We start from the raw sequence: 24,462 nt of genomic DNA on the forward strand, positions 1-24,462 counted from the left end.
GGCTTCAGGCCCGCGCCAGGCGGCGTTTGATGCGCAGCATCGCAAGCGCGGCGCGCGCGGCATCGCCGCCCTTGTTGAGCTCGCTGGCGCGCGCCCGCGCCCAGGCTTGGTCCTCATTGTTGACGGTGAGGATGCCGTTGCCGAGCGGCAGCTTGCGCGAAACCGCGAGGTCCATCAGGGCCCGCGAGGATTCCTGCGAGACGATCTCGAAATGAATGGTGTCGCCACGGATCACGCAGCCGAGCGCGATCACGGCGTCATAGGGCTTGCCGTTCGCCGCCGCGGCATCCACCGCAATGGCCACCGCGGCCGGAATCTCCAGCGCGCCAGGAACCGTGAGGACATCATGGGTCAGGCCGGCTGCCTTCAGCTCGGTCACCGCGCCGTCCAGAAGCGCATCCTGGAGATCGTCATAGAACCGCGCCTCGACAATCAGCGCGCGCGCGCCGGAAATGTCGGTTTGGTCCTTCAGGGGTGCGCGCCGCGCGTCTGCCATCGTTAAGATCCGTTCTAGAGGTTGGCGCGTTATGTAGTCGCCACAGGCTGGTAAGCCAAGTTCAAAGACACTGTCATTCCGGGGCGCGAAGCGAACCCGGAATCTCGAGATTCTCAGGTGCGCAATTGCGCACCGTAGTTCGGCTCTTCGAGCCGCCCCGGAATGACGGCTTCGCCGTCACTTCATTTCCGTCAGCCGCGCCGCATAGCGGGCCATCAGATCGACTTCGATATTGACCTCACTGCCCGCCTTCCAGCCGCCGATTGTCGTGACCGTCAGCGTGTGCGGGATGATCAGCACCGAAAAGGTCACATCCTTCACCGTATTGACCGTCAGCGAGACGCCGTCGAGCGTGATCGAGCCCTTGGTGGCGATGAACCGTGCCAGCTCCCGCGTGGTCGAGAGCTCGAACCGCGCCATATCAGGCAGGTCCTCGCGGCTCAGGAGGGTCGCGATGCCGTCGGCATGGCCTGCGACGATGTGGCCGCCGAGCTCATCGCCGATCTTGAGGGCGCGCTCGAGATTGAGCTTGGTTCCGACCTTCCAGTGTTTTGCGGTGGTCAGCGCCAGCGTCTCGGCCGCGGTATCGACATCGAACCAGGTCTTTTGAGAAGAATCCCTGCCGTCGGCAACGCCGGAGGCGACGACCGTCAGGCAGACGCCGTTGCAGGCGATCGAGGCGCCGTCGGCAATGGTGATCTGATCATAGCGGCAGGCGATGCGCAGGCGGTGCAACTGCCCCTGCGCCACAGGCGTGAAGCTGACGACCTCGCCGATATCGGTGACAATGCCGGTGAACATTACGCGCGCTCGTAGATGGTGAGAGTATCTTTGTCGAACGTTTCGCTAGCATGAACCTTGTAGGCCTGCGACTGCGTGATTTTCGACAGGGGCAATGCATCGAGTGCATCGACGCCGCCTCTGCCCACCGCTTCCGCGCCGCGGAACAGCCAGATCTCGTCGACGAGGTCGGCCGCGACGAACGAGGACGCCACCCGGCTACCGCCCTCGACCATCAGGCGGGTGATGCCCTTTCCGGCCAGCGCATGCAGCACGGCCGGCAAATCGAGCCCGGAGGCGCTTGCCGGCGGGACGCGGATCACTTGCGCGCCGGTCGCACCAAGCCGCGTCGCTGCTACGGCTTCCGCAAGCTCAGAACCCATCACCCAGAGCGGCGTCTCGCGCGCGGAGCCTATCAGCCTGCTCCGGCCGGGAATCCGCAGGCTCTGATCGAGCACCACGCGCACCGGCGAGCGCGCCGCCATGCCCGGCAGGCGGCAGGTGAGAAGCGGATCGTCGGCCAGCACCGTGCCGATGCCGACCAGGATCGCATCGCTTTGCGCACGCAGGAGATGCACCCGATTGCGCACAGCCTCCCCCGTGATCGCGACCGGCTTGCCGCCGGCCGCACCGATCTTGCCGTCGGGGGAAACCGCGAGTTTCAGGATCACATGCGGACGGTGATCCCTGATACGGCGGAAATGCCCGGCATGGTCGAAGGCGGCCTCCGCCGCGCACAGGCCGACGTCCACATTGATGCCGGCGGCGCGCAGGCGCGCATGCCCCTGGCCTGCCACCTCAGGATTGGGATCCTCGATCGCCGCCACCACTCGTTTGATGCCGGCGGCAATCACCGCGTCGGCACAAGGCGGCGATTTGCCGAAATGCGAGCAGGGCTCCAACGTGACGTAGAGCGTGGCACCGCGAGCAGCTTCGCCGGCCCGGAGCAAGGCTTCGGGCTCGGCATGCGGACGCCCGCCTGCTTGCGTCCAGCCGCGTCCGACGATCACGCCATCCCTGACGACGACGGCACCGACGGCCGGATTGGGCCAGGCGCGTCCCTGCCCGCGCTTGCCCAGCGCCAGCGCAAGCTGCATGAAGCGGATATCGGCGTCCTTGGCCTCGCGGGCCTTCTGCGCGAACTGATCTTCCAGGATACGGAAGATCATTTGCGGATCGCGGCGAGCCGCGCTTCCTCCTCACCGGAGAGCTCGCCGAGCACCTCGGCGAAATCCTTGGCCTCGCGGAAATTGCGGTAGACCGAGGCGAAGCGCACATAGGCGACGTCGTCGAGGGTGCGCAGATGCTCCATCACGGTCTCGCCGATCACCTCGGACGAGATCTCGGCCTCGCCCCCGGTCTCGAGCTCGCGCACGATGGTGGAGACCATCTTCTCCACGCGCTCCGGCTCGACCTGCCGCTTGCGCAACGAGATCTGCACCGAGCGCATCAGCTTGTCGCGATCGAACGGCACGCGGCGGCCGTTGCGCTTGATCACCGTGAGCTCGCGCAGCTGCACGCGCTCGAAGGTGGTAAAGCGGAAATTGCAGGCGACGCATACGCGCCGCCTGCGGATCACGGACGAGTCCTCGGTCGGACGCGAGTCCTTTACCTGCGTATCGAGACTGTTGCAGTTCGGACAGCGCATCCGCTTGAGGCCTTACTGATAGATCGGGAACCGATCGGTGAGTGCCTTGACCCGTTCCTTGATCGCGGCTTCCACCAGCGGCGCCTTGCCGTCGGCGGACTGCGCGATCGCATTGAGGACCTCGGCGATCATGCCGCCGACCTGCTGGAATTCGGCGACGCCGAACCCGCGGCTGGTCGCGGCCGGCGTGCCGAGCCGAATGCCTGACGTGACGAAGGGCGACTCCGGGTCGAACGGAATGCCGTTCTTGTTGCAGGTGATGGCCGCGCGGACCAGCGCCTTCTCCGAGACATTGCCCTTCAGGCCCTTCGGCCAGAGATCGACCAGCATCAGATGATTGTCCGTGCCGCCGGAGACGATATCGAGACCATGGCCCTTCAAGGTCTCAGCCAGCGCCTTGGCGTTCTCGACGACGTTCTTGGCATAGACCTTGAAGTCCGGACGCAGGGCCTCGCCGAAGGCAACCGCCTTCGCCGCGATCACGTGCATCAGGGGACCGCCCTGCAGGCCCGGGAAGATCGCCGAGTTGAGCTTCTTGGTCAGCGTCTCGTCATTCCACAGCATGAGGCCGCCGCGCGGACCGCGCAGCGACTTGTGCGTCGTGGTGGTGGTGACGTGCGCGTACGGCACCGGCGAGGCATGCACGCCGCCGGCGACGAGCCCGGCAAAGTGCGCCATGTCCACCAGGAGGTAGGCGCCGACGCTGTCCGCAATCTCGCGGAAGCGCTTGAAGTCCCACGCTCGCGAATAGGCCGAGCCACCGGCGATGATCAGCTTCGGCTTGACCTGCTCGGCCTGCCTGGCCACCGCATCCATGTCGATGATCTGGTCTTCGCGGCGCACGGTGTAGTGCGCGGCCTTGAACCACTTGCCGCTCATGTTGACGGGCGAGCCGTGGGTGAGATGGCCGCCGGCGGCGAGGTCGAGGCCCATGAAGGTGTCGCCGGGCTGCAGCAGCGCCAGAAACACTGCCTGGTTCATCTGGCTGCCGGAGTTCGGCTGCACGTTGGCGAAACCGGCGCCGAACAGCTTCTTGGCGCGATCGATCGCGAGGTTCTCGGCGACGTCGACCCACTCACAACCGCCGTAATAGCGCGCGCCCGGATAACCCTCTGCGTACTTGTTGGTCATCACCGAACCCTGCGCTTCCAGCACGGCCCGGCTGACGATGTTCTCGGAGGCGATCAGCTCGACCTCATGGCGCTGCCGGCCGAGCTCGCCCCTAATGGCGGCGGCGATTTCGGGGTCGGCCTGCTCAAGCGAGGCGGTGAAAAACGAATCGGGCGCGGAGGCGGTCTTGGGTGCGGTCATCTTGCGAATATCTCCACCGCCGCAGCCTTTTGGCGGGCTGCGGGCGGGTCTGGTGTGGCGGTCGGAAGCACGCGCGATCTACCACATCGCCCGCAACAGGCCAAGCATTTGCGGGTCGGGCCTGATATTTATGCAAGATATGGTGGAGAGTGGAGGTTTTCGGGGATCGGGCCGGTTGGAGGGAACCGCCCGTTCGCCTCATCCGGAATGGGGCCGCTTCGGGCCTTAACTGCTCATGCCTGGAGCTGCCGGCTGCGGCAGAAGTCGCATCACAACCCCGTATACCCCGCCTTCACCGGGTCCACGCTGCCATCGAGCTGGCGCAAATAGGTCAGGCCGCACACGGTCAACCTGTGCGGGTCCTTCTCGCCGGCCTCCATCAATGTGTTGAGATAGTTCGTGACCTTGGCCCTCGCCTCCTCGCTGGCCGCGGCGGTGCGGTTGGCGAGCAGGTCATAGGTCTGCATGATGCGGTCGATGGCGGCTTCCATGGCACCCTCTGGTTGGTCGACGTATTGGGATTGTTGATCAGGCAACCGCGCGGGCCTCGGACTGGGTCTCGAACCACGTGATCGCCTTGTTGGCGAGCCTGATCTTGTTGAATTCGCCTTGCTGGAGCAGCTTGATGATGACCCCGAGCAGGCGTTCGTCGGTGACGAGCGTATCGGGGATCGCGCCGGAACGGCGAAGGTAGTTCGCGGCGATGGCGTAGGCCTCGCTCACGAGTTCCACGTTCATCGCCTGAAGCCCGCGCTCGACCAGCATCGCCCTGTCTCCAATCCGAAGGAGATAAGCGTCGAGCCGGGAACTGGTTCCTCGCATCCGCGAATTTTTTCGCAGGTGCAAAAAATGTAAACGCACCGGCCCGGGGGCAACTCCGGGCCGGCGCGCTTGGGGAAGTCAGGCACGTTCGGGCAGGCTTGCCGGTCTTGTTGCGGGCCGGCTTGGCCTTATCCCCTAGAAATCAGAGCCGATACAGGATCTGGTCGGTCCAGAACCGCTCGAGGCGATGCAGCGACTTGTTGAGGGTCGAGAATTCCTCGCCCGAGATGCCGCCGACCTGCTCCACCGTCTTGACGTGCTTCTGGTAGAGCGCATCGACGATGCGGCGGACTTCCTGACCCTGCGGGGTCAGGCGGATGCGCACCGAGCGGCGATCGACGCGCGAGCGCTGATGATCGAGGAAGCCGAGCTCGACGAGCTTCTTCAGATTGTAGGAGACGTTGGAGCCGAGATAGTAACCGCGCGTGCGCAGCTCGCCCGCGGTCAGCTCCTTGTCGCCGATGTTGTAGAGCAGGAGCGCCTGCACCGAGTTGATGTCCGCACGGCCGCGGCGATCGAATTCGTCCTTGATCACGTCGAGGAGCCGGCGATGCAGCCGCTCCACCAGAGTCAAAGCTTCCAGATAGAGCGACTGCACCGAACCCTGCTGGCCGGAGACGCGCTCTGCGGTATCTGCCGCAGTTGCGACGGCTTTCATCATGACACTTCCCCTGTTGTCGTTTTTATCGACACTTATTCGACGAAACTTGTGTCCCGCCTGATAGGTGCAACTTAAGGGGCTCGTTTGAAGATCGGCTTAAATAAGAGAATAAAGAGATCATGAATTTAAGACAGTGAATTGCGGATTAAGCCTGTGCCACAAGCACTTTTCGAAAGCCTCTGTTGACCTTCGCAAGGTCTTGTTCACCCTCCGTCCGCCCCTGTTGTCGCATTCCAGAACAGGCCCGCTTCGTTTCGAAACGGGCGCGTAAGAGCTGTGGCGAAACCGGCTGGTCAACGAAAACTTACCGCAAATTTTAGGCAACCAGCGGTCAACCAAGACCAAACACTCTCGTGTCCCGGACCAGCGCCGCGAAGCGGAGCGCCGGGACCCAGATGTTTCAAAGCCAGATTTCGGAGACATGGGCCCCGGCTCGGCAGCGCACCGCAGCGGACAATGCTTCGCATCGCCGGCAGCGCTGCGCTGCGTCCGGGGGCCCGAGAATATCGTAGACCGCGACGTTGTCGCTACGGCGGCCGTTCGCGCGCGGCCATCCAGGCAAGCGCGAGATAGGCGGCGAGCATGAAGGCCTCGACGCCGACGACGATCAGGCTGCCGCCGTAGATGCCCGGGAACATCAGCTCGATCACCGCCATCGACACCACGGTCGTCAGCCACACCACTGCGCCCCACGGCGTTGCCAGCCACAGGCCGACCGCGGCGACGAGCTCGATCACGGCAAAGTAGACGGTCGCCGCCTGCCAGGCCATGGACTGGTTCTCGAACGCCTCGTCCTCGCCGCCGACAAAGCCCGTCACCTGCGCCCAGTGATAGAGACCTTTCAGTATCGAGAGCAGCGCCATCACCCGCAGGAACAGCACCAGGCGGCGCGTCCAGACATTGTCGTCGGACGCTTCCCGCTCCGACGAGATCGCGGCGACGGATATCGCACCGTCTCTGGCAGTGTCCCTGGCGCTGTCGCGGGCCGCATCGCGGGTGGAGATCTCGGACATGGGCCCCTTGTGGCTGCTTCGCCCTGCAAAATCAATCGGCTGCCCGTCCCTTGCGGCAGGTCAAGCCGCGGTGACGGGAACCGTGCGAGCTGGTATAAGAATAATCCAGCCGGAGGAAGAGTGATGGCGATCAAATACGGACGTCCGATCGAATTGCGCGAGGTCTCGCGCCGCGAGGGCACCGCAGTGCCTCATACCCTCGATCTGACCGTCCGCCCGCGCCGCAACCGCAAGGCCGAATGGGCCCGGCGCATGGTGCGGGAGAACGTGCTCACCACCGACGATTTGATCTGGCCGCTGTTTCTGATCGACGGCAACAACAAGCGCGAGCAGGTCGCCTCGATGCCCGGCGTCGAGCGCCTCAGTGTCGACCAGGCCGTGCGCGAGGCCGAGCGCGCCATGAAGCTCACCATCCCCTGCATCGCGCTGTTTCCCTACACCGAGCCGTCCTTGCGCGACGAGGAAGGCTCTGAAGCGACCAACCCGAACAACCTGGTCTGCCAGGCCGTGCGCGCGATCAAGAAGGAGTTTCCGGAGATCGGCGTGCTCTGCGACGTCGCGCTCGATCCCTTCACCAGCCACGGCCATGACGGCCTGATCTCGGACGGCAAAATTCTGAACGACGAGACGGTGGCCGTGCTGGTGCGCCAGGCCCTGGTGCAGGCCGAAGCCGGCTGCGACATCATCGCGCCCTCCGACATGATGGACGGTCGCGTCGCCGCGATCCGCGAGGGGCTGGATCGCTCCGGCCTGCTCGACGTGCAAATCATGGCCTATGCGGCCAAATACGCCTCAGCCTTCTACGGCCCGTTCCGCGACGCCATCGGCTCGGCCAAGACACTCACCGGCGACAAGCGCACTTATCAGATGGACAGCGCCAACACCGACGAGGCGCTGCGCGAGGTCGAGCTCGACATCGCTGAGGGCGCCGACATGGTGATGGTGAAGCCCGGGATGCCCTATCTCGACGTGGTCCGCCGCGTGAAGGACACCTTCGCGATGCCGACCTTTGCCTACCAGGTCTCGGGCGAATACGCGATGATCGCGGCCGCCGCGAACAACGGCTGGCTCGACGGCGAGCGCGCGATGATGGAAAGCCTCCTGGCGTTCAAGCGCGCCGGCGCGGACGGCGTGTTGAGCTACTTTGCGCCGAAGGCGGCGGAGAAGCTGCGAAGCCAGGGGTAAGGTGCCGTAGGGTGGGCAAAGCGAAGCGTGCCCACCAATCCATCGTGCAGAACGGCGCGCAATGCTGGGCACGGCGCTACGCGCCTTTGCCCACCCTACGGCAGCTGCGTGAACGGCTGCCTCCGCCCCCGAATCGCCGGAATATTTCGGCTTGTTAATGCCGCGCGCCCTTGGCACGGGCCTGGCCTGTTCCCATGTCCTGCCACGGGGTTTTCCTCTTGGGAGGACGGACGATGTCGTACGATTCGGATAATTCAGGCGCCTGGCGCAATGACGGCGGGGTGCAGCCGCACGCCTACGACCCCTATCTGCATCCGGAGCTATTCCGGGGCGTTGCGACGCGGCGGGTGTTCGCCTTCCTGATCGACATGGTCGTGATCTCGGTGCCGGTCATCCTCGGCTACCTCTTCATCGCATTGTTCGGCGTGGTCACGCTCGGCCTCGGCTGGGCGCTATTCTGGCTGGCCTGGCCAGCCTCTGTCATCTGGGCCATCGTCTATTACGGCGCCTGCATCGGCGGCCCGTCTTCCGCGACCATCGGCATGCGGATCATGGATCTGGAGCTGCGCACCTGGTACGGCGCGCCTGGCTATTTCGTGCTTGGCGCCACCCATGCCGTGCTGTTCTGGGTGACGGTTTCGTTCCTGTCGCCCTTCGTGGTCCTGGTCGGCCTGTTCAACGGACGCCGGCGGCTGCTGCACGATTTCGTGCTGGGGACGGTCGTGATCAACAATTCCGTGCGCGCGCCGGTGCCGCAGGGCGCCAGAAGCTGGTGATCAAGGATTCTCAACCAGGACCGACTACGCTGCCTGATCTGACCCGCCCAGCAGACCGATTGACCAGCGGCTTCCGTAGCGCGATGCTGACATTGATTTCGGAGGCCCACGACGTCCCTTGACCCAGCACTCGCGCGACACCCCACAGTTTTACCTTACGGCGCCCTCCCCGTGCCCCTATCTGCCGGGCCGGCACGAGCGGAAGGTGTTCACACATCTGGTCGGGGACCGGGCCGGCGACCTCAATGACCTCCTGACCCATGGCGGCTTCCGCCGCAGCCAGTCGATCGCCTACCGGCCGGCCTGCGACCAGTGCCGCGCCTGCGTCTCGGTCCGGGTCATCGCCAACGAGTTCCGCCCCTCCCGCAACTTCCGGAAGGTGATGGCGCGCAATGCCGACATCATCGGCGAGCAGCGCAGCGCGGTGCCGACCTCCGAGCAATATTCCGTATTCCGGGCCTATCTCGACGCCCGCCATCGCCACGGCGGCATGGCCGACATGACCGTGCTCGACTACGCCATGATGGTCGAGGACAGCCACGTCGAGACCCGCATCATCGAATACCGCAAGCGCGGCCCCGACAGCGGTCTCACCGGCCGCGGCGAGGAGCTGATCGCGGTGGCGCTGACTGATGTGCTCAGCGACGGCCTGTCGATGGTCTATTCGTTCTTCGAGCCGAGCCAGGTCAGCCGCTCGATGGGCACCTTCATGATCCTCGACCACATTGCCCGCGCCCGCCGGCAAGGGCTGCCTTACGTCTATCTCGGCTACTGGATCGAGGGCTCCAAGAAGATGGACTACAAGGCCCGCTTCCTGCCGCAGCAGCGCCTCGCGCCCTCGGGCTGGCTGCGCATCGACGCGCAGGGCGATGCAGCGTCCGAGCCGCAGGACTAAGACCTTCCGGAATCGTGCCTTTCAGGAGGCGGCCGCCTCAAGGCGGTGCATTGGGCCGAGCTTCGCGCCGGCGCGACCTTCGGCGATGAATTTGAGCGCCGCGATCCCGGGCAGGAAGAAGTAGCCGCCTCCACGCGCGCCTGTAAACGAAGCCAGTGTGACCTCGCTGCCGCTCGGCGATCCCGGAACGGTGAAGGTCCTGCCGCTGGGCTGTGACCCCACGATCGGATCGTCCTGCTTGTCGAGAGCGCCGAAACGAGGGTTTTGCAGCCAGCGCTGGTGGATGAATTCGAACTGGCGCTCGAGATCGGCATTGCACGCGATGAAGAATATGCCTTCGCGATCTCCTGCCTCGGTCTTCTCGCGATAAGGCCGCCCGCGGCGGAGCAGCCTGTGCAGCTTCGATGATTTGATGCTCGATTGCACATCGATCCCCAAGGAGTCGCGCGGGTTGGATCGGCGGATATGCGCGCCCTTCGGACAGACGAAGCCATTTGCGTCCTCGACGCGATAACGGAAGGCGTCCGCCGCCGAATTCGACCCCAGAGGACCTTGCCATCCGAGCGGCATGCCGTCCTTCCGACGTCCCATCAGTCTTTCGCAGGTCTGTTGGTCATTTGCGGCTTCGAACTGCCTGAACGCATCGACATACTGCTCGATCTGCCGCACCGCCAAGTAGCTCCCGTTCAGCGTGAAGCGGTCTCCCGATTGCGGCCACTCATTCACGTTGGGGCAGTAGGTGAGTTCGTCATACTCGTTGCGATAGCCCAGAATGAATTCTCCGGGCTCGACGACACGATCCTCATAGAACTGACCGGCGTCCTTTCGCGCCTGACGCAGCGCGGCTCCCTCCTCTTCCCTGAGATCGCGGATCACCGGCTGCGCGAGGCCGTCGCGGAAGCCGAACGGCTCACGCAATCCGCCGTCCTTATCTGCAAACGAGCAGGGATTGTTCTCGACGGTCCTGACGACGAACACGGCCGGATCCGGCTCCTCCATTCGCGCGGTTGCGCCGAGCACCCACCATTGCGCAACGAGAATGTGAACAGTCTGGCGGCCGTCGGCGCCCTCGACATCCGACCAGCGCCATTCATCCCGCGGAGCGTCTCTCAACAGATCTTGGCGCAATGCGCTCCCCATGCCGCTGCTGAAAGCCGTCGGAAACGGATGCGTTTCGGCCTCGGTGCAGCCGAGTTTCTTGAGCCCTGCGAAGCTGAAAGCGACCGACACGGCTTCTTCGATCGACGCTTCCGGCTTGGTCTTGCCCTTCGCGATGCATTTGGCACTGACGACCAGCTTGCTTTCGACCAGACGCGAGAGCCAGGCTCGCGCCTGGTCCTCGCAGCCGTCGCGGATCGTCAGCAGCCAGAAATGGCTGGATTTGAGCCAGCCGAAGCCGCTCTTCAACATGCCCTGGACGTCGTGACTTTGCTCGGAGAGTCGCGGAGCGTGCTTCATGTCTCGATGGCCCTCATGATCAGATCGTCGTTCTTCTCGTTGCGCTCGCCGAACAAGGCGTCACGCAGCCCCGTGGCGAGGTTGATCTGGTCGACCGTCCGGTTGCAGGCGTCGAAACGGTAGAGATGCGGCAGCATGCTGTCGCGCGCATAGGATTTGAATCTCAGCTCGCACTTCACGCCGCGGAAGATGACAAAGCGCGTCGGCGGAAAACTACGGGCCTTTGCAATGCCGGGCTGTCCCTCCAGGGCCGGGGCGCGCGGATGAAGCTCGGTCCAGCGCCAGGCCAGCGTGGTGCCGACGGCCGCGCCGTTGATGAAGTCGTCGAGATAGCCGCCGAAATTGCCGTCATAGTTCGAGCAGAACAGAAAGCGGCGACCGTTGTCGATGATGTGCCAATGGCCGAAATGGATGCCCGGCGCATTGCCGAGCCAGCCTTGCGTGAAGAACACCCGCCCGGCAAAGGTCACGATGCGCAGCGCCTGTCGGATGCACCACGCGCTCCACCATTGCGGACCGCGCAGCTCGGTGAGGCTGAACATGTGCTGGGTGCCACCGACCAGGTCGGCCTCGCATCGTTCGACCGACGGATGAATCTGCTGGGCCCGCGGGACGTCCTCTTCGAGCGGATGAAAGAACTTTTTGCTCAGCCCCGTGAAATAGCGATTGAGCCAGTAGAACAGCGTGCCGATGCCAAGCACCGCGGCGATCGCGACGACCGCGATCCCCGTGATCTGCAATCCGGTCAGCTTTGGCAGCTTCGGTTCGATCACAGTGTGCATATAATCCGGAGCCAGCGCATAGGCCAACGGAGCGAAAGTGTAGGCGATGGCGCACGCGGCTATGGCCAGGAGCAGCGGCACGCCGATGATCCAGCCGCCCGCATAGGTGGCCAGCGACGAGAGCGTGTCGGTCGGCCGATCGAGCTCTTGCTGAACGCTGTTGAGCCAGCGCCTCCAGGACACGAATTGCGCGGGCAGCGGCACCAGGAACAGCCAGACAAGGAATGCAATGACCGCGAACGCCAGCAACCCGTGCCAGCTGATCGTCAGCAGGCATTCGCTCGTTTTGGTGACGGCGTCTTCGATGGCCCGCCCCACGTGCCCCGGTTCGCCGAAGAACCAGTTATAGGCGCGCGGAAGTGTCCAGACGATCCCGAGTACGACGAACCACAGCACGATCGCCGCCACGGGATAAGCGAGCTTCGCACCGATGCTCGCCCCCTTCCCGCGCCAATAGGATCGCGGCGCAGGCGTGGCCGCCCATCCGAAGCGGGGATTGGTATAAGCCCAACGTGCCAGCGCCAGCGCGAAGGCGGTGCGGTCGTTGCCGTATTTCGGCTTCAGCTTCCGCGCTTCGATGCGCGTCTGCTCCAGCAGGTCGCTCTCCATCTTGATCTGCCGGACCGACCGGTCCCGGGCGCCGACGAAGCCGCCGTCGGCGATGCTGTGCCAGCTCATCAATTGGCTCAGCAATTGCTGCTTGTCCTTGGCCGTGGGCACGGCGACGCCCGGAGCGACCATGGAGCCGAACAGCGCCCACATCGCGCCGTCGTGATGGTAGACGAGGCGATACAACAGGTCGTAAGGGCGGAAGCCCTCCTCCACCGCGAGCTCGAGCACGAGCACCGGCTGCTTGTTCGGCGCACCAGCCAAGGCCGGGAGCAGCCCGATCGAGGCGAAGTGCACCATTGCGACGTCGTCCAGCAGGGCATCCAAGGCATCGTGAAGTTGCTTTGAAACCTCAGTGCCGCCGGTCCAGCCTGGCGCAACGATGCAGATCATCTGCTGCCGGACGATCTCGAGCATGGCCGTGTTCTCCGCTCGCTCAAGTGGTACGCATGCGCATGCACAGCATCAGCGGCCCGTCATACGCGATGGCCTTGCCTTCACCGCGCGCCAGTTGCAGCCGCGGCAAGGTAAGCAGGCCGATCAGGGCGCTTGTCAGGATCTCCACCGCGTAATCCCGCGCCGGACATTGGCGGTAGCCATATCCGAACATGAGATACCGCAAGGCATCTTCGTTGCCCCAATCGCGGTCCGGGCAATAGCGCCCGCTCTGTGGAACCACGCGGGAATCGAACAGAGCAGCGATCGACAGCAGCGAAACCTTGCCGCCGCCCGGACATCCGGCGTTTTGTCGCGCCCCGGTCGTCATTTCCGTGTCGCGCGGCACGTCGCGCGCCAGCAGCGGAAAGATCGGCCGGAAGCGCATCAGTTCGAGCACATGGTTGCGCACGATCTTGCGGAACTCGGGATCGGCCCAGACGGCGGGCTCGCCGAGTTTGTCGGCCAGCGACCACAATTCGTCATAGACCTTCTGTCGTCCCAACAGCTCCTGGACGACGAGGGCCCCCGACTGGACGGTGACCGGATGCGAGATCCAGGCAAGGCCGACAGCGTTCCGTTCAATGTCCGCCGAGGAGCTCTTGACACCCCACGCGGCGCCGATGGTGCCGGTTACACGATCGATCCGCGCCTGCAGCGCATCCCCGCAGGCCTCGGCTCGCCGGCGAAGATCGAGTGTCGCGAGGCTGCCGGCCAGGAGCTGCCCTGCGACATAGCGGATCTCGAGCATGTACTGTCGTTGCAAATCTTCGTCGACATCGCCCTTTGAAGCGTCGGTCACTGACCCCGCCACCACCGCCCCCGTTGCCGCGCCGAACAGCGGCCGCATGGCGCGGAATACGACCCACATCAGGTACTCGTCGATCAGATCGAATCCGGCCGCTCCGCGCCCGCGCAGAGCCTTGATGCGCCGCTGCGCCTCGGCGTCGGAATCGGCGGGGACGTCCAGAGCCGCCAACCGCGCATGGACCAGATCCCGATCAGCTGAATAGGTCGGGCCCGGATCCATCCCGATGAGGTAGTCTCCCGAGACCATGTTGGCCGCATGCGCGGTATTGGAAAAGCTGCGCGTGCGCATCAGCACATCCTTCACCGCGCTGGCGCGTGCCACCAAGCCGAACCGGCCGCCTATAGCGGGCCAGCGCCGAAGCAGCGCACCGAGCGCGCGCAACACCGTAATGTGACGGTTGAGCCAGCAGAACACACCGTAGGAGAGACTGCGCGCTCCCGGCGGCAACGCGTCGGGTTCATAGGTCGAGAGTTTCATGCTGCATACCCGTCCTTCCGCCAATCCGCGAGGGCCGCGGCGACCCGTCCTTGATAGTGAGGCATGCCCAGACGCTCCGCGGCCTCGGCCGCTCGCTTGAAATGCGCTTCGGCGCCTGCCAGATCGCCGGCACGCCGCAAGGTTTCCGCAAGCTCGTACAGGGCTTCGGTCTGGTGGCCGTATTCTTCGGCGGCGTCCTCGACGGCCTTGCGACCGACCGCGATCGCATCGTCGAGCCGATCGAGCTTGCGATAGGCGACGCCCAGGCTCACGCGCATGAACGTCCTGCCGTAGGGTCCGGCCGCCTCGTAGATGCGATCGGCGAATCCTTTCTCCAGCATCGCCGCCGCCTCGGCGGCCTTGCCGTTGTGCGCGAGCGCGCTGCCCAGAACGCCGGTGCAAACCGAAAGCATGGTCGGAACGTTGTGCGTCATGCATTGCTGCACGCCCGTGCGCATCAAGGTCTCGGCACGATCGAGCTCCCCGCTCTCGATCCAGATCTGCGACTGGACGGTGTCGATCAGCAGACGGGAATAAGGATGGTTGATGTTCGATAAGATCTGATAGGCCTTGGCACAGAACGCGTGTGCGGTTGCACCGTCGCCCAGCCGCCAGAGCGTGCTGGCATGAAACGCATAGAGATTGATGATGGGGATCGCGGCCCATCCGGGTTGCACGACATGCGCCGACAGCTCCGGTCCGTAGTCGGAGAGCAGAACCTGGCCTTCCACCGCGGCCTCTGCATATCGACCGAGCGCGTGGAGGTTCATCAGGCGGGTCTGATGCGCCGCCATCATCATGTGGCGGCGCTGCGCGAGGCAGGCCGCCTCGAGACCCCGTGAAGCATAACGCAGCCCTTGCTCGAAGCGTCCGCGCATCCACAGGAACACCGCCGTCTCGGTCGACACCGCCGCTCGTGCGCGCTGATCGTTCAGCTGCACCGCGATGGCTTCCGCACGCTCCATATTGCTGAAGATCTCGTCGATCTGCCCGAGAGCCAGCATCGCCCCGATGGCTTCCAGGCGAAGCGCAAGCTCCAAGGTCTGCGCGACCGAGGCGTCATCCACACGGCGGGCTGCCTGAAGACCCCTCTCGAACAGCTGCAGGGCTTCCTGGTTGGCCGAGCGCGAGATGGCCCGGGCCATCGACTTGACGGTGAATCTCGCCGCCTGCTCCCATTCCTCTCCCTTGAAAGCATGGTGCGCCAGCGCCGGCGCGACATCCGCCTCGACCGCCCCTGGCCGCGCATGCAGGGCCAGGAAGGCCTGTCGATGCAGCGCCTTGAGCCGTGCGCGCGTGAGCGCGCCGAGCACGACATCGCGCACCAATGCGTGGCGAAACGCGAACGTGTGCTGCTCGAGCGGACCGCGCGCCTGATCCGGCCCCGTCAACAATCCGGATGCAACGCACAGACCCAGCAATTCTTCCGCACGCCCAAGGTCCACGGCCTGCATCGCCGCGATCAGTTCGCGCGTGATGGGATCGCCGAGGATTGCCGCGGCCTCGAGCGCGGACTTGGCAGCTTCGGGCAGCCTGTCGACGCGCGCGCCGATCACCGCGGCGATCGAGCCCGGCACGCGCAGCTCTCCGAGCGGCCTCTGCAGGCGGTACGCACCCGGCGTTCCTTCGAGCGATCCCTCGTCGATCAGCGTAATGACCAGTTGCTCCAGGAAGAAGGGATTGCCGTCGGCGCGCGCGACCAATTCGCTCATGACGCCGAGCACGGACAGATCATCCCCCAGCAAGGCACGCGCGAGCCTGAGCATCTCGCCGTCGCGGAGAGGCTCGATCACACGCTCCGCAAACCAGGAGGCCTGGCGCCACTGATGGTCGAAATCGGGTCGATAGCTGACACAAACGAGGATCGGTAGTCCCTGAAGCTTTGGAAGCAGAGCCTCGAACAACCGCCGGCTCTCGCGGTCAGCCAGGAAAACGTCCTCGAGCACGAGCACGAACGGGCCCGCTTGGGCGCGCCTGCGCACGAGCCACAGCAATGCGTCGCCAATTCGGCGCCGCCGCTGGACCGGGTTGAGCTCCAGCCAAGCCTGGTCCGGCGCCGCCAGACCCAACAAGTCATTGATCGCCGCAAGATGCGCGGCGCCCTCGGCGGCCCATTCGGCGACCAGGGACTGCCTGACGGATTGCGCATCCGTCACGCTTGCTTGCGGCAACCCGGCCAGGCTTGCGATCAGGTCCGCGGCGGTGCTGTAGGCGCGCGCGCTCGCATAACCTCTCGCCTGCGAAAGGCAGACCTCCATGCCCTGACTTGCAAGCGCGGCGATCCAGTCGGCGATCAAGCGTGACTTCCCGATCCCGGCATCGCCGCACAGACCGATCGTCCGCATCGCACCGGTTCGAACGATGTCGAGATCCCCGGCCAGGATCCGCAAGGAATCTTCGCGGCCGACCAGGGGCGCCCAGCGTTGCTTGCGCGTCAGCGGCGCCGCAGCTGAACTTTCGGTGGCGACCATGACCTCATGGAGTTCGACCGGATCATCCAGCCCTCGTATCGATCGGGTCCCGACCGGCCGCGTGTCGATCTGCTGCGCGACGAGGCGCTGCGTCGCGGCACTGATCAGAATGCCGCCGGGCGGAGCCATCTTTTCGAGCCGCGATGCAAGGTGAATCGTCTTGCCGTCCGCACCGTAGTGCGACCAGCCGTATTGTCCGACGACGCCGACCAGGACTTCGCCCGAATTGATGCCGATGCGCAGCGTCGGGCTGGCCACGCCCTGAACCGCGTGGCCGGGAATGCTTGCTCGCTGCATCTTGAGAGCGGCAAGGCACGCCCGCAGGGCGTGATCCTCCTGCGCCACGGGCGCGCCGAACAAGGCGACGAGCCCGTCGCCGAGCAACTGGCTCACCGTGCCGCCATAGGTCCCGACCGCTTCGGCCAAGTGGTTCAGCGCCTTGCCGAGATAGTTGCGGGATTCCTCGGGGTCGGAGTGCTGGAGCAGTGATGTGGAGTCGCAGACGTCGACAAAGAGAACGCTGACCTGCTTGTTTTCGGTCAACATCTGTGACCGAACCGTCGCATGATCGTGCAGCGGAACAACCCGCGCCTCGCGGTCGATTGGGCTGGCAATCGATGAAGCGGAGAGTTGCTCCACGGCGTGATCGAGGCGCGCGCCGCACTGAGAGCAGAAGCGATGCTCGCGAGCAACACGGGCTGAACATGCGGGACACTTGGTCACGGCAGGACACGCTCATCAATGATTTCAACGCAGCAATCAACGCTTTCTGGCTTGATCATCGTCCCCTCCCGGACGTGAACCCGCGCAGTTCAAAATCAATCCATCAAGCCAACGGTCTCACCACTGGCTCCGCGCGCCGACGTCGCGCACAACTCATAGACGTATCCGGAGAAAATGCGATCGGCGCACTTAATCCGGCGCGGGACCGCCGATTATCCCGCCGGGAGAAAAACCAATCCTGAAAAACGCACTGTCATAACAGGGCCTATTTGCAATATGCGGCCTATCAGCAATTGAAGGTAGTATACCCTCTTCGCACCAATTGAAAAGCCGTAGTTCATGGGTTCCGACGAAAGCCGTCGCCCCGAATGGCGCGGATTTCCGAAAGGACCGAACAGGGTTCGCGCGAAACTTGTACGGCCGGGCTTGCGCAGGACCAATCGGTCGCAGGGTGCTCGGTACAGACAGAGCGGCAGCCGCTCATCCAAACAATGTATCGGACAACAGCTTCACGTTCAGGATCACGATCACGCCAGCGACGATCCACGCGATCGCGGCGACGTAGGCGGGAATCGCAAACTTTCCCATCTTGCGGCGGTCGGAGACGAAGCGGACCAGCGGGATGACGGCGAAGGGCAACTGCATCGACAGCACGACCTGGCTGAACACCAGCAAATCCGCCGTGCCGCGCTCGCCATAGATCGCGGTGACGACGATCACGGGGACGATGGCGATGCCGCGCGTGAGCAGGCGGCGCGCCCAGCTCGGCAGGCGCAGATCGAGAAAGCCCTCCATCACGATCTGGCCGGCGAGCGTCGCCGTCACCGTCGAGTTCAGGCCGGAGGCGAGCAGCGCCACCGCGAACAGCGTCGAGGCGATGCCGAGGCCCAGGAGCGGCGACAACAGCTCGAACGCTTGCCCGATCTCGGCGACATCCGAATGGCCGCTCTTGTGGAATGTCGCCGCGGCGACGACGAGGATGGCAGCGTTGATGAACAACGCCAGCATCAGCGCGATGGTCGAGTCAGTCGTCGCCCATTTGATTGCTTCGCGCCGGCCTTCATCGTTGCGCTCATAGGCGCGCGTCTGCACGATCGACGAGTGCAGATAGAGATTATGCGGCATCACGGTCGCGCCGATGATGCCGATCGCGATGTAGAGCATCTCGGGGTTGGTGAAGATCTCGGCCTTCGGCATGAAGCCGTGCACGACCTCCGCGACCGGCGGCGCGGCGGCCACGATCTGGACCGCAAAGCAGACCGCGATCACGGCCAGCAGCGCGATGACGAAGGCTTCGAGGAAACGGAAGCCGCGGTTCATCAGGAGCAGCAGCAGGAAGGCATCGAGCGCGGCGAGCAGCGCGCCTCCGATCAGGGGAATGCCGAACAGGAGTTTCAGTGCGATCGCGGTGCCAATGACTTCGGCGAGATCGCAGGCGATGATCGCCGCCTCGCAGGCGAGCCACAACAGGAAGTTCACCGCCGGCGAATAGGTGGCGCGGCAGGCCTGCGCGAGATCGCGGTCGGTGACGATGCCGAGCCGTGCCGCCAGCGATTGCAGCAGGATCGCCATCAAATTCGAGAGCAGGATGACCGAGAGCAGCGTGTAGCCGAACTTCGAACCGCCGGCGAGGTCGGTCGCCCAGTTGCCGGGGTCCATATAGCCGACGGAGACGAGATAGCCCGGGCCGACGAAAGCGAGCATCCGGCGCCACCAGCGGCCCGCGGCCGGAATGGCGACCGTGGCGTTGACCTCGGGGAGGCTCTTGGTGGCGGGCGCGTCAGTGCGCCAGCCAGCGGTGTCGGGGGTCAAATCAGGCGATCGGGCATCCATACGACGAGAATACCGATGTCGAGGCTTATTGCAACTCATTTGCAACTGCATCTAGTGGCATGGGTTCCCGCCCGGGCCGTTGTTCGCCGCCCTGTCGGGAAGCGGGTGGGTTTGGCGCCCCTCGGCGCCGAATATTGGCGCCAACCCGACTTTGCAGGAAATGCGCCATGTCAAACCCGCCTCGCCTTCCCGACACCTTTAGCCGCCTTGCCTGGTCCAACCTCGCAGCGCAGTCGGCCGAACAGATCGCATTGGCGGCGGCCCCCATCGTCGCGGTGCTCACCCTCGGGGTCGCGGAAGGCCAGACCGGCCTGTTGCAGACCGCACTGACCCTGCCCTTCGTGCTGTTCGCGATTCCGGCCGGCCTGCTCGCCGACCGCATCTCGCGCCGCTCGCTGATGGCAGGGGCCGAGGCGCTGCGGGCCGCGGCGCTCGCCGCCATCGTGCTACTGCTCGCGCTCGGCGCGCTCAACCTGCCGCTGCTGGCGCTGCTCGGCTTCGCTGCGGTGTGCGGCACCGTCGTCTACAGCGTGGCCGCGCCGGCCCTGGTGCCCTCGCTGGTGAGCGCGGAGCTGTTGCCGGCGGCGAATGCGCGGATCGAGCTTGCGCGCACCATCGCCTTTGCCAGCGGACCTGCGCTCGGCGGCGCGCTGGTGGGCTGGTGGGGCGCAAGCCCGGCCTTCGGCTTCGCCGCGGCGCTCTCGGCGATTGCGGTGGTGCTGCTGGCCGGCATCTTTGAACCCGCCCGCGCGCCAGCGCCCCGCCGCCATCCGTTGCAGGACATTCGCGAAGGCGCGGCTTTCGTGTTTCACCATCCGCTGCTGCGGCCGGTGTTCATCACCCAGTTCATCTTCAACACCGGCTGGTTCCTGCAGATCGCCGTGTTCGTGCCCTACGCCGTGCGCCATCTCGGCCTCACCGCCGCGGGCGTCGGCACGGTGCTGACGATGTACGGCGTCGGCATGGTGATCGGCGCGCTGCTCGCCACCCGCGTGATGCAGCGCATCAGCTTCGGCACGGTGGTCGGCCTCGGCCCGGTCACCGGCTTCATCGCCGCACTGGTCATGGCGCTGACGGTGCTGGTCCCCTCGCCGTGGCTCGCGGCCTTGAGTTTCTTCCTGCTCGGCGTCGGGCCGATCCTGTGGGTGATTTCGACCACGACGCTGCGCCAGTCGGTGACGCCGCCACGCCTGTTGGGACGCGTCTCCGCCATCAACATCATGAGCTACGGCGCGCGCCCGCTCGGCTCTGCGCTGGGCGCGGTGGTCGGCGGGCTCTGGAGCGCGGAAGCGTGCCTGTACCTGGCGACCGCCGTGTTCGGCCTGCAGGCCCTGGTGATCTGGCTGTCACCGGCCGTGGCGCTGGACCGGCAGCCGGACATGGTGGGGGACGAAGTGCCGGCGCGGTGCTAGCCACAACCGTCCGTCGGGACCCAGACGCCGCGCGTTCCTCTCCGACATGGGCCCCGGCTCTGCAGTGCAGCGCTGAAGGGCGCTGCAGTGCGTCCGGGGCACGAGGAGAGAGTACGCGCTGCTCCCACACCGTTGAAACAGCGGAAGCTAATTCGCCAGGTACCGCTCGTAGCTCCCTGTCACGGGCTCGCTCGCGTCGACATCAGGATCGAGCGTGTAGAGATCCTGCGCACGGCCGATGCCGCGCAGCGCGTAGCGGCCGGTGGAGACGAGATAACGGCGCCCGGTGGCATCGAGGCCCTTGTAGAACTCGGATGACGCCAGCAATTCGCGGTCGACCGAGCGGCTCATCGAGGCGATACGGCTGACCTCGTTCACGGTCGGACCGACCACGGTGAAGTCGAGCCGGTCCTCGCTGCCGATATTGCCGTAGAAAACCTGCCCGACATGCAGGCCGATATAGGCTGACGTCGTCGGCCGCCCCTCCGCCGCCCGGCGGGCATTCAGCGCCGCGATATTCTTGCGGAACAGGTGCTCGGCGCGTAGCGCCGCGCGCCGCGCATCCGCCATGTCCTCGCCCCAGAACATCGCAAGCACGCCGTCGCCGATCAGCTTGAGCACATCGCCGCCGGCCTCGTGAATCGCGTCGATCACGGCTTGCGCATAATCATTGAGGAACGGGATGATCTCGTCGGGGCCGATGCTTTCGCTGATCCCGGTCGAGCCGCGCAGATCCGAGTACCAGAGCACGGCGTTGATGCGCTCGGTGACGCCGCGCGAGATCCGCCCGCGCAGCACCTGCTCGGAGGCGTCGCGGCCGAGATAGACGCGGCCGAGCGTGCGCACGATGTCGACCTGCTGGGCCGACTTGATCGCAAGACCCAGCACCGGCACGAGATCGCGCAGCGCGGCAAGTTCGGCTTCGGTAAAGCCATCGTCCCGCCGCGTCGTCCAATAGGAGTAGAGGCAGTCCATCTGCCCGAGCGCTCCGCTCTCGCCGAAGCGGTGCACGAAAGCCAGGAAATGCCGGTGGCCATGTTCGGCGAGGTCGCCGATCTGCGAGAAATCGAGCGACGGCGCATCGGCGAGATCGATCACCATCTCGTCGTGGCCATGCTCGAGCAAATGATAGAACACCGAGCGGCGCCAGTTCTTGGCCGCATCGCCCTCTGCCGTCGAGCCGTACTCGACGACGTCGCTCTCGTTGCTCGGCGTATCGCTCCAGCGGAACGCGCGGCCCTCATAGATCGGATGCAGCGTGTCGATGACGACGAGGCCGCGCGACAATGCGAGCCCCTCGGCGCGGCATCGCTCGCAGAAGCCGCGCAGCAGCTCGGGTTCGGGCAGGCCCGTAAGGCCCTGGCTGGCGAGCCAGTTCGTCAATGAAAGGCGCGAAGTTATTTGCATGCGCCATTATGGCGCGCATTCGTGACGAACGAAAGGCCGCGCGGACATGGCAACCAAGGCTCCCGCCCGCAGCAGATCGAATATGCCGCAGGCGCTGTTGACGCGCTCTCGCTGCAGGGGGCAAATGCAATCGATGATACAGACGACCAGAAATACGGTGATATGAGCCAGCGCCAGCTTCCGATCATCCTGGCACTCGGCACCACGCAGACGCTGGCCTGGGCTTCGAGCTATTATTTGCCGGCGCTGCTCGCCGATCCCATGGCGCGCGAGCTCGGCGTCTCCTCCAACTGGATTTTCGGCGCGTTCTCGGCCTCGCTGGTGATCTCGGCGATGCTCGGCCCGCGCATCGGGCGGCAGATCGACCTCGTCGGAGGCCGGCAGGTGCTGTCGGCCTCGAACCTGACCATTGCCGGCGGCCTTGCGCTGCTTGGCTTCGCACACTCCATCCCAGTGATGGTGCTCGCCTGGCTCGTGCTCGGCATCGGCATGGCGATGGGACTCTACGACGCCGCCTTCGCTGCGCTGGGGCGCATCTACGGCACCGAGGCGCGCAGACCCATCACCGGCATCACGCTGATGGCGGGCTTTGCCTCCACCGTCGGCTGGCCGCTCACCGCCTGGGGCCTCGCCCATATCGGCTGGCGCGAGACCTGCTTTGCCTGGGCGGCCGCCAATATCCTGATCGGCCTGCCTCTCAACTTCTTCATGCTGCCGGTGATCAAGGGCGCCAAGCAGGCGGCGGCCGCGGCCGAGAAGCCGCATCTCCCTCTTGACCGCACCATGCTGCTGCTCGCCTTCATCTTCGCGGCGGTCTGGACCGTCACCGGCGCAATGGCCGCCCATTTCCCGCGTATCCTGGAGACGACGGGCGCGACGCCTGCCGAAGCGATCGCGGCCGGCGCCCTGATCGGCCCGGCGCAAGTCGGCGCACGCATGCTCGAGGCCGGCTTCCTCAGCCGCTTCCATCCGCTGTGGTCGACGCGGCCTGCCTGCCTCACCCATCCGATCGGGGCGGTGATCGTGGCGATCTTCGGCGGCGCCGCGGCGAGCGCGTTCGCGCTGTTCCACGGCTCGGGCAACGGCATCCTGACGATCGCGCGCGGCACGCTGCCGCTGTCGATCTTCGGTCCGAAGGATTTCGGCTACCGTCTCGGCATCATCGGCGCCCCCGCACGCATGGCGCAGGCGGTGGCGCCGCTGGCCTTCGGCCTGCTGATCGACCTCATGGGTGCCAAGGTGCTGATCGTCTCCTCCGCGCTCAGCCTCTCGGCGCTGGCGGCGCTGTTCCTGATCCGCACCAAGCCGCGGCCGGATTGACCGCGCTGCCGCTTTCGCGCACAAGCGGGCCATGACCGACGACCACAGCCCGCCCCGCACCTTCAAAGGCCTGCTGCGCTGGGCGACCACGCCGCCGCAGGCCTGGGGCGTCTATCTCCTCGCCGTCCTCCTGGTCTGGCTGCTCTCGTTCTATGCCGGCACGTTCAAGCCGAAGAAGACGCCGGAAGCGAGCCCGCCTGCCGCGAGCGTACCGAAAAGCTGATCCGCCTTCAGTCGTAAAACTCCGGCGCCAACTTCTGGCTGTCGCGCTGGGCCTTGTCGTGGTTGATCCAGAGCTGCGCCTTCTCCTTGGCGAGGATGTCGGCGATCTTCTGCATCGAGGCCGCGGTCTGGTCCTTGTCGACATTCATGCTGGGCACGCGGCGATGGTCCCAATTGTCTTTGAAGTGCACGGCATCGCCTGACAGCACCACCGCCCCGGTCTTCGGCAATTTCACCAGGAGCGACTGGTGCCCGGGCGTGTGGCCGGGCGTCGACAGGATGGTCATGCTGCCGTCGCCGAAAATATCCTTGTCGCCATTGAGCGGCTCGGCCGGATGCGAGGGCTTGAACCGCGGCGCGTTGTTGGCGCCGGGCCAGTCATATTCGGCCTTCTGCACATAGAGCACCGACTGCGGGAACAGTTCGACATTGCCGATATGGTCCGGATGCGTGTGCGAGACCGCCATCGCCTTGATGTCGTCGGGCTTGACGCCGAGCTGCTCGAGCTGGGCGGCCAGCGTCTTCGGCCGGCGCCAGGTAACCGCCTTGGGATCGGCGGGCGCGAGACCGTTCGGCATCGCCGCGACGGCATCGGGGATGCCGGTGTCCCACAGGAACCAGCCCTTGGCGTGCTTGATCAGATAGCAGGTGTCGACGAAATCCATCGTCTTGCCTTCATTCACCCCGGGCGACCAGCGCGAGATATCGCCCGCGGTGCCCTCCCCGCAATTGAGCACGTAGAGCTTTTCGACGCCGGTCTTGTCCGATTGCGCGTGCGCCGCAAAACCGGACAGAGCGAGTGCTGCGATGGCGAACGCGAGCTTGATCCTGGGCATCATGTTGTTCTCCCGTACAGCCATGCAGGCCGTGACCGAGGATCAACCCCGGCCCGTTCACAGAATTCCGCAAGGCCCC

At 65.2% G+C, this 24,462-nt stretch carries 22 protein-coding genes; 6 read left to right on the forward strand and 16 right to left on the reverse strand.

What is annotated here, in order from left to right:
• Window positions 1-4: 4 nt before the first annotated feature.
• The 9 genes from ribH to UNPA324_RS02730 form a co-directional block, all read right to left on the reverse strand.
• Window positions 5-496 (reverse strand): 6,7-dimethyl-8-ribityllumazine synthase, encoded by a 492-nt coding sequence (gene ribH / locus UNPA324_RS02685; protein ID WP_141933353.1) that lies wholly within the window; start codon window positions 494-496, stop codon window positions 5-7.
• 177 nt (window positions 497-673) lie between these two features.
• Entirely contained in the window at window positions 674-1,297 is a 624-nt protein-coding gene (locus UNPA324_RS02695; RefSeq protein ID WP_141933357.1) for a riboflavin synthase, read from the reverse strand.
• Window positions 1,297-2,445 (reverse strand): bifunctional diaminohydroxyphosphoribosylaminopyrimidine deaminase/5-amino-6-(5-phosphoribosylamino)uracil reductase RibD, encoded by a 1,149-nt coding sequence (gene ribD / locus UNPA324_RS02700; RefSeq protein WP_141933359.1) that lies wholly within the window; start codon window positions 2,443-2,445, stop codon window positions 1,297-1,299. Before ribD ends, UNPA324_RS02695 begins: the two co-directional genes overlap by 1 nt.
• On the reverse strand, window positions 2,442-2,924 hold the full coding sequence (gene nrdR, locus UNPA324_RS02705; protein WP_028135990.1) for a transcriptional regulator NrdR: 483 nt from the start codon (window positions 2,922-2,924) through the stop codon (window positions 2,442-2,444). Before nrdR ends, ribD begins: the two co-directional genes overlap by 4 nt.
• A 12-nt stretch (window positions 2,925-2,936) precedes the next feature.
• Window positions 2,937-4,235 (reverse strand): serine hydroxymethyltransferase, encoded by a 1,299-nt coding sequence (gene glyA, locus UNPA324_RS02710; RefSeq protein ID WP_141933361.1) that lies wholly within the window; start codon window positions 4,233-4,235, stop codon window positions 2,937-2,939.
• 269 nt (window positions 4,236-4,504) lie between these two features.
• On the reverse strand, window positions 4,505-4,726 hold the full coding sequence (locus UNPA324_RS02715; RefSeq protein WP_014494771.1) for a hypothetical protein: 222 nt from the start codon (window positions 4,724-4,726) through the stop codon (window positions 4,505-4,507).
• A gap of 37 nt (window positions 4,727-4,763) precedes the next feature.
• Window positions 4,764-5,000 carry a hypothetical protein gene (locus UNPA324_RS02720; protein WP_128920636.1) on the reverse strand — a complete coding sequence of 79 codons (237 nt, stop codon included), beginning with the start codon at window positions 4,998-5,000 and terminating at the stop codon, window positions 4,764-4,766.
• Window positions 5,001-5,199: 199 nt separating this feature from the next.
• Complete coding sequence (gene ldtR, locus UNPA324_RS02725; protein WP_018320040.1) at window positions 5,200-5,718, reverse strand: transcriptional regulator LdtR; 519 nt, start codon at window positions 5,716-5,718, stop codon at window positions 5,200-5,202.
• Window positions 5,719-6,245: 527 nt separating this feature from the next.
• Window positions 6,246-6,731 (reverse strand): DUF6163 family protein, encoded by a 486-nt coding sequence (locus UNPA324_RS02730; protein WP_128920635.1) that lies wholly within the window; start codon window positions 6,729-6,731, stop codon window positions 6,246-6,248.
• Window positions 6,732-6,854: 123 nt separating this feature from the next.
• On the opposite strand from UNPA324_RS02730, the gene hemB reads away from it, so the two are divergent.
• From hemB to UNPA324_RS02745, 3 genes are all read left to right on the forward strand, one after another.
• Entirely contained in the window at window positions 6,855-7,916 is a 1,062-nt protein-coding gene (gene hemB / locus UNPA324_RS02735) for a porphobilinogen synthase (protein WP_128920634.1), read from the forward strand.
• Between the two features lie 233 nt (window positions 7,917-8,149).
• Window positions 8,150-8,692, forward strand: a complete 543-nt coding sequence (locus UNPA324_RS02740) for an RDD family protein (protein WP_164936403.1) — start codon at window positions 8,150-8,152, stop codon at window positions 8,690-8,692.
• A 118-nt stretch (window positions 8,693-8,810) separates the two neighbouring features.
• The gene (locus tag UNPA324_RS02745) at window positions 8,811-9,587 is read left to right on the forward strand and encodes an arginyltransferase (RefSeq protein WP_128920632.1); all 777 of its coding nucleotides are present in this window, start codon (window positions 8,811-8,813) and stop codon (window positions 9,585-9,587) included.
• 21 nt (window positions 9,588-9,608) lie between these two features.
• Here the strand turns inward: UNPA324_RS02745 and UNPA324_RS02750 are convergent, their stop codons facing one another.
• The 5 genes from UNPA324_RS02750 to UNPA324_RS02770 all read right to left on the reverse strand — a co-directional run bounded on the left by UNPA324_RS02750 (window position 9,609) and on the right by UNPA324_RS02770 (window position 19,186).
• Entirely contained in the window at window positions 9,609-11,045 is a 1,437-nt protein-coding gene (locus UNPA324_RS02750; protein WP_141933363.1) for a Dyp-type peroxidase, read from the reverse strand.
• On the reverse strand, window positions 11,042-12,853 hold the full coding sequence (locus UNPA324_RS02755) for a hypothetical protein (RefSeq protein ID WP_141933364.1): 1,812 nt from the start codon (window positions 12,851-12,853) through the stop codon (window positions 11,042-11,044). Before UNPA324_RS02755 ends, UNPA324_RS02750 begins: the two co-directional genes overlap by 4 nt.
• Window positions 12,854-12,872: 19 nt before the next feature.
• Window positions 12,873-14,159: a cytochrome P450 family protein gene (locus tag UNPA324_RS02760; protein ID WP_141933366.1), complete on the reverse strand. Its 1,287-nt coding sequence runs from the start codon at window positions 14,157-14,159 to the stop codon at window positions 12,873-12,875.
• The gene (locus UNPA324_RS02765; protein ID WP_246667101.1) at window positions 14,156-17,176 is read right to left on the reverse strand and encodes an ATP-binding protein; all 3,021 of its coding nucleotides are present in this window, start codon (window positions 17,174-17,176) and stop codon (window positions 14,156-14,158) included. Before UNPA324_RS02765 ends, UNPA324_RS02760 begins: the two co-directional genes overlap by 4 nt.
• 657 nt (window positions 17,177-17,833) lie before the next feature.
• Complete coding sequence (locus UNPA324_RS02770) at window positions 17,834-19,186, reverse strand: Nramp family divalent metal transporter (protein WP_128920627.1); 1,353 nt, start codon at window positions 19,184-19,186, stop codon at window positions 17,834-17,836.
• A 167-nt stretch (window positions 19,187-19,353) separates the two neighbouring features.
• On the opposite strand from UNPA324_RS02770, the gene UNPA324_RS02775 reads away from it, so the two are divergent.
• Window positions 19,354-20,598: an MFS transporter gene (locus UNPA324_RS02775; protein ID WP_141933370.1), complete on the forward strand. Its 1,245-nt coding sequence runs from the start codon at window positions 19,354-19,356 to the stop codon at window positions 20,596-20,598.
• Between the two features lie 147 nt (window positions 20,599-20,745).
• Here the strand turns inward: UNPA324_RS02775 and UNPA324_RS02780 are convergent, their stop codons facing one another.
• Complete coding sequence (locus UNPA324_RS02780; protein ID WP_128920625.1) at window positions 20,746-22,005, reverse strand: adenylate/guanylate cyclase domain-containing protein; 1,260 nt, start codon at window positions 22,003-22,005, stop codon at window positions 20,746-20,748.
• Between the two features lie 162 nt (window positions 22,006-22,167).
• Here UNPA324_RS02780 and UNPA324_RS02785 point away from each other — a divergent pair, with 162 nt between their 5' ends.
• Window positions 22,168-23,325: an MFS transporter gene (locus tag UNPA324_RS02785; RefSeq protein ID WP_141938660.1), complete on the forward strand. Its 1,158-nt coding sequence runs from the start codon at window positions 22,168-22,170 to the stop codon at window positions 23,323-23,325.
• 31 nt (window positions 23,326-23,356) lie between these two features.
• Window positions 23,357-23,548, forward strand: a complete 192-nt coding sequence (locus tag UNPA324_RS02790) for a hypothetical protein (RefSeq protein ID WP_141933372.1) — start codon at window positions 23,357-23,359, stop codon at window positions 23,546-23,548.
• A 7-nt stretch (window positions 23,549-23,555) separates the two neighbouring features.
• Here the strand turns inward: UNPA324_RS02790 and UNPA324_RS02795 are convergent, their stop codons facing one another.
• The gene (locus UNPA324_RS02795; RefSeq protein ID WP_141933374.1) at window positions 23,556-24,386 is read right to left on the reverse strand and encodes an N-acyl homoserine lactonase family protein; all 831 of its coding nucleotides are present in this window, start codon (window positions 24,384-24,386) and stop codon (window positions 23,556-23,558) included.
• Between the last annotated feature and the right edge of the window lie 76 nt (window positions 24,387-24,462).

The organism is Bradyrhizobium sp. UNPA324 (assembly GCF_006658635.1).
Classification (GTDB): Bacteria; Pseudomonadota; Alphaproteobacteria; order Rhizobiales; family Xanthobacteraceae; genus Bradyrhizobium; species Bradyrhizobium nanningense.

Excerpts from the sequence above, each read along its gene's own strand:
- ribH (WP_141933353.1), bottom strand. The coding sequence starts at position 496 with ATGGCAGACGCGCGGCGCGCACCCCTGAAGGACCAAACCGACATTTCC.
- UNPA324_RS02695 (WP_141933357.1), bottom strand. The coding sequence starts at position 1,297 with ATGTTCACCGGCATTGTCACCGATATCGGCGAGGTCGTCAGCTTCACG.
- ribD (WP_141933359.1), bottom strand. The coding sequence starts at position 2,445 with ATGATCTTCCGTATCCTGGAAGATCAGTTCGCGCAGAAGGCCCGCGAG.
- nrdR (WP_028135990.1), bottom strand. The coding sequence starts at position 2,924 with ATGCGCTGTCCGAACTGCAACAGTCTCGATACGCAGGTAAAGGACTCG.
- glyA (WP_141933361.1), bottom strand. The coding sequence starts at position 4,235 with ATGACCGCACCCAAGACCGCCTCCGCGCCCGATTCGTTTTTCACCGCC.
- UNPA324_RS02715 (WP_014494771.1), bottom strand. The coding sequence starts at position 4,726 with ATGGAAGCCGCCATCGACCGCATCATGCAGACCTATGACCTGCTCGCC.
- UNPA324_RS02720 (WP_128920636.1), bottom strand. The coding sequence starts at position 5,000 with ATGCTGGTCGAGCGCGGGCTTCAGGCGATGAACGTGGAACTCGTGAGC.
- ldtR (WP_018320040.1), bottom strand. The coding sequence starts at position 5,718 with ATGATGAAAGCCGTCGCAACTGCGGCAGATACCGCAGAGCGCGTCTCC.
- UNPA324_RS02730 (WP_128920635.1), bottom strand. The coding sequence starts at position 6,731 with ATGTCCGAGATCTCCACCCGCGATGCGGCCCGCGACAGCGCCAGGGAC.
- hemB (WP_128920634.1), top strand. The coding sequence starts at position 6,855 with ATGGCGATCAAATACGGACGTCCGATCGAATTGCGCGAGGTCTCGCGC.
- UNPA324_RS02740 (WP_164936403.1), top strand. The coding sequence starts at position 8,150 with ATGTCGTACGATTCGGATAATTCAGGCGCCTGGCGCAATGACGGCGGG.
- UNPA324_RS02750 (WP_141933363.1), bottom strand. The coding sequence starts at position 11,045 with ATGAAGCACGCTCCGCGACTCTCCGAGCAAAGTCACGACGTCCAGGGC.
- UNPA324_RS02755 (WP_141933364.1), bottom strand. The coding sequence starts at position 12,853 with ATGCTCGAGATCGTCCGGCAGCAGATGATCTGCATCGTTGCGCCAGGC.
- UNPA324_RS02760 (WP_141933366.1), bottom strand. The coding sequence starts at position 14,159 with ATGAAACTCTCGACCTATGAACCCGACGCGTTGCCGCCGGGAGCGCGC.
- UNPA324_RS02765 (WP_246667101.1), bottom strand. The coding sequence starts at position 17,176 with ATGTTGACCGAAAACAAGCAGGTCAGCGTTCTCTTTGTCGACGTCTGC.
- UNPA324_RS02770 (WP_128920627.1), bottom strand. The coding sequence starts at position 19,186 with ATGGATGCCCGATCGCCTGATTTGACCCCCGACACCGCTGGCTGGCGC.
- UNPA324_RS02775 (WP_141933370.1), top strand. The coding sequence starts at position 19,354 with ATGTCAAACCCGCCTCGCCTTCCCGACACCTTTAGCCGCCTTGCCTGG.
- UNPA324_RS02780 (WP_128920625.1), bottom strand. The coding sequence starts at position 22,005 with ATGCAAATAACTTCGCGCCTTTCATTGACGAACTGGCTCGCCAGCCAG.
- UNPA324_RS02785 (WP_141938660.1), top strand. The coding sequence starts at position 22,168 with ATGAGCCAGCGCCAGCTTCCGATCATCCTGGCACTCGGCACCACGCAG.
- UNPA324_RS02790 (WP_141933372.1), top strand. The coding sequence starts at position 23,357 with ATGACCGACGACCACAGCCCGCCCCGCACCTTCAAAGGCCTGCTGCGC.
- UNPA324_RS02795 (WP_141933374.1), bottom strand. The coding sequence starts at position 24,386 with ATGATGCCCAGGATCAAGCTCGCGTTCGCCATCGCAGCACTCGCTCTG.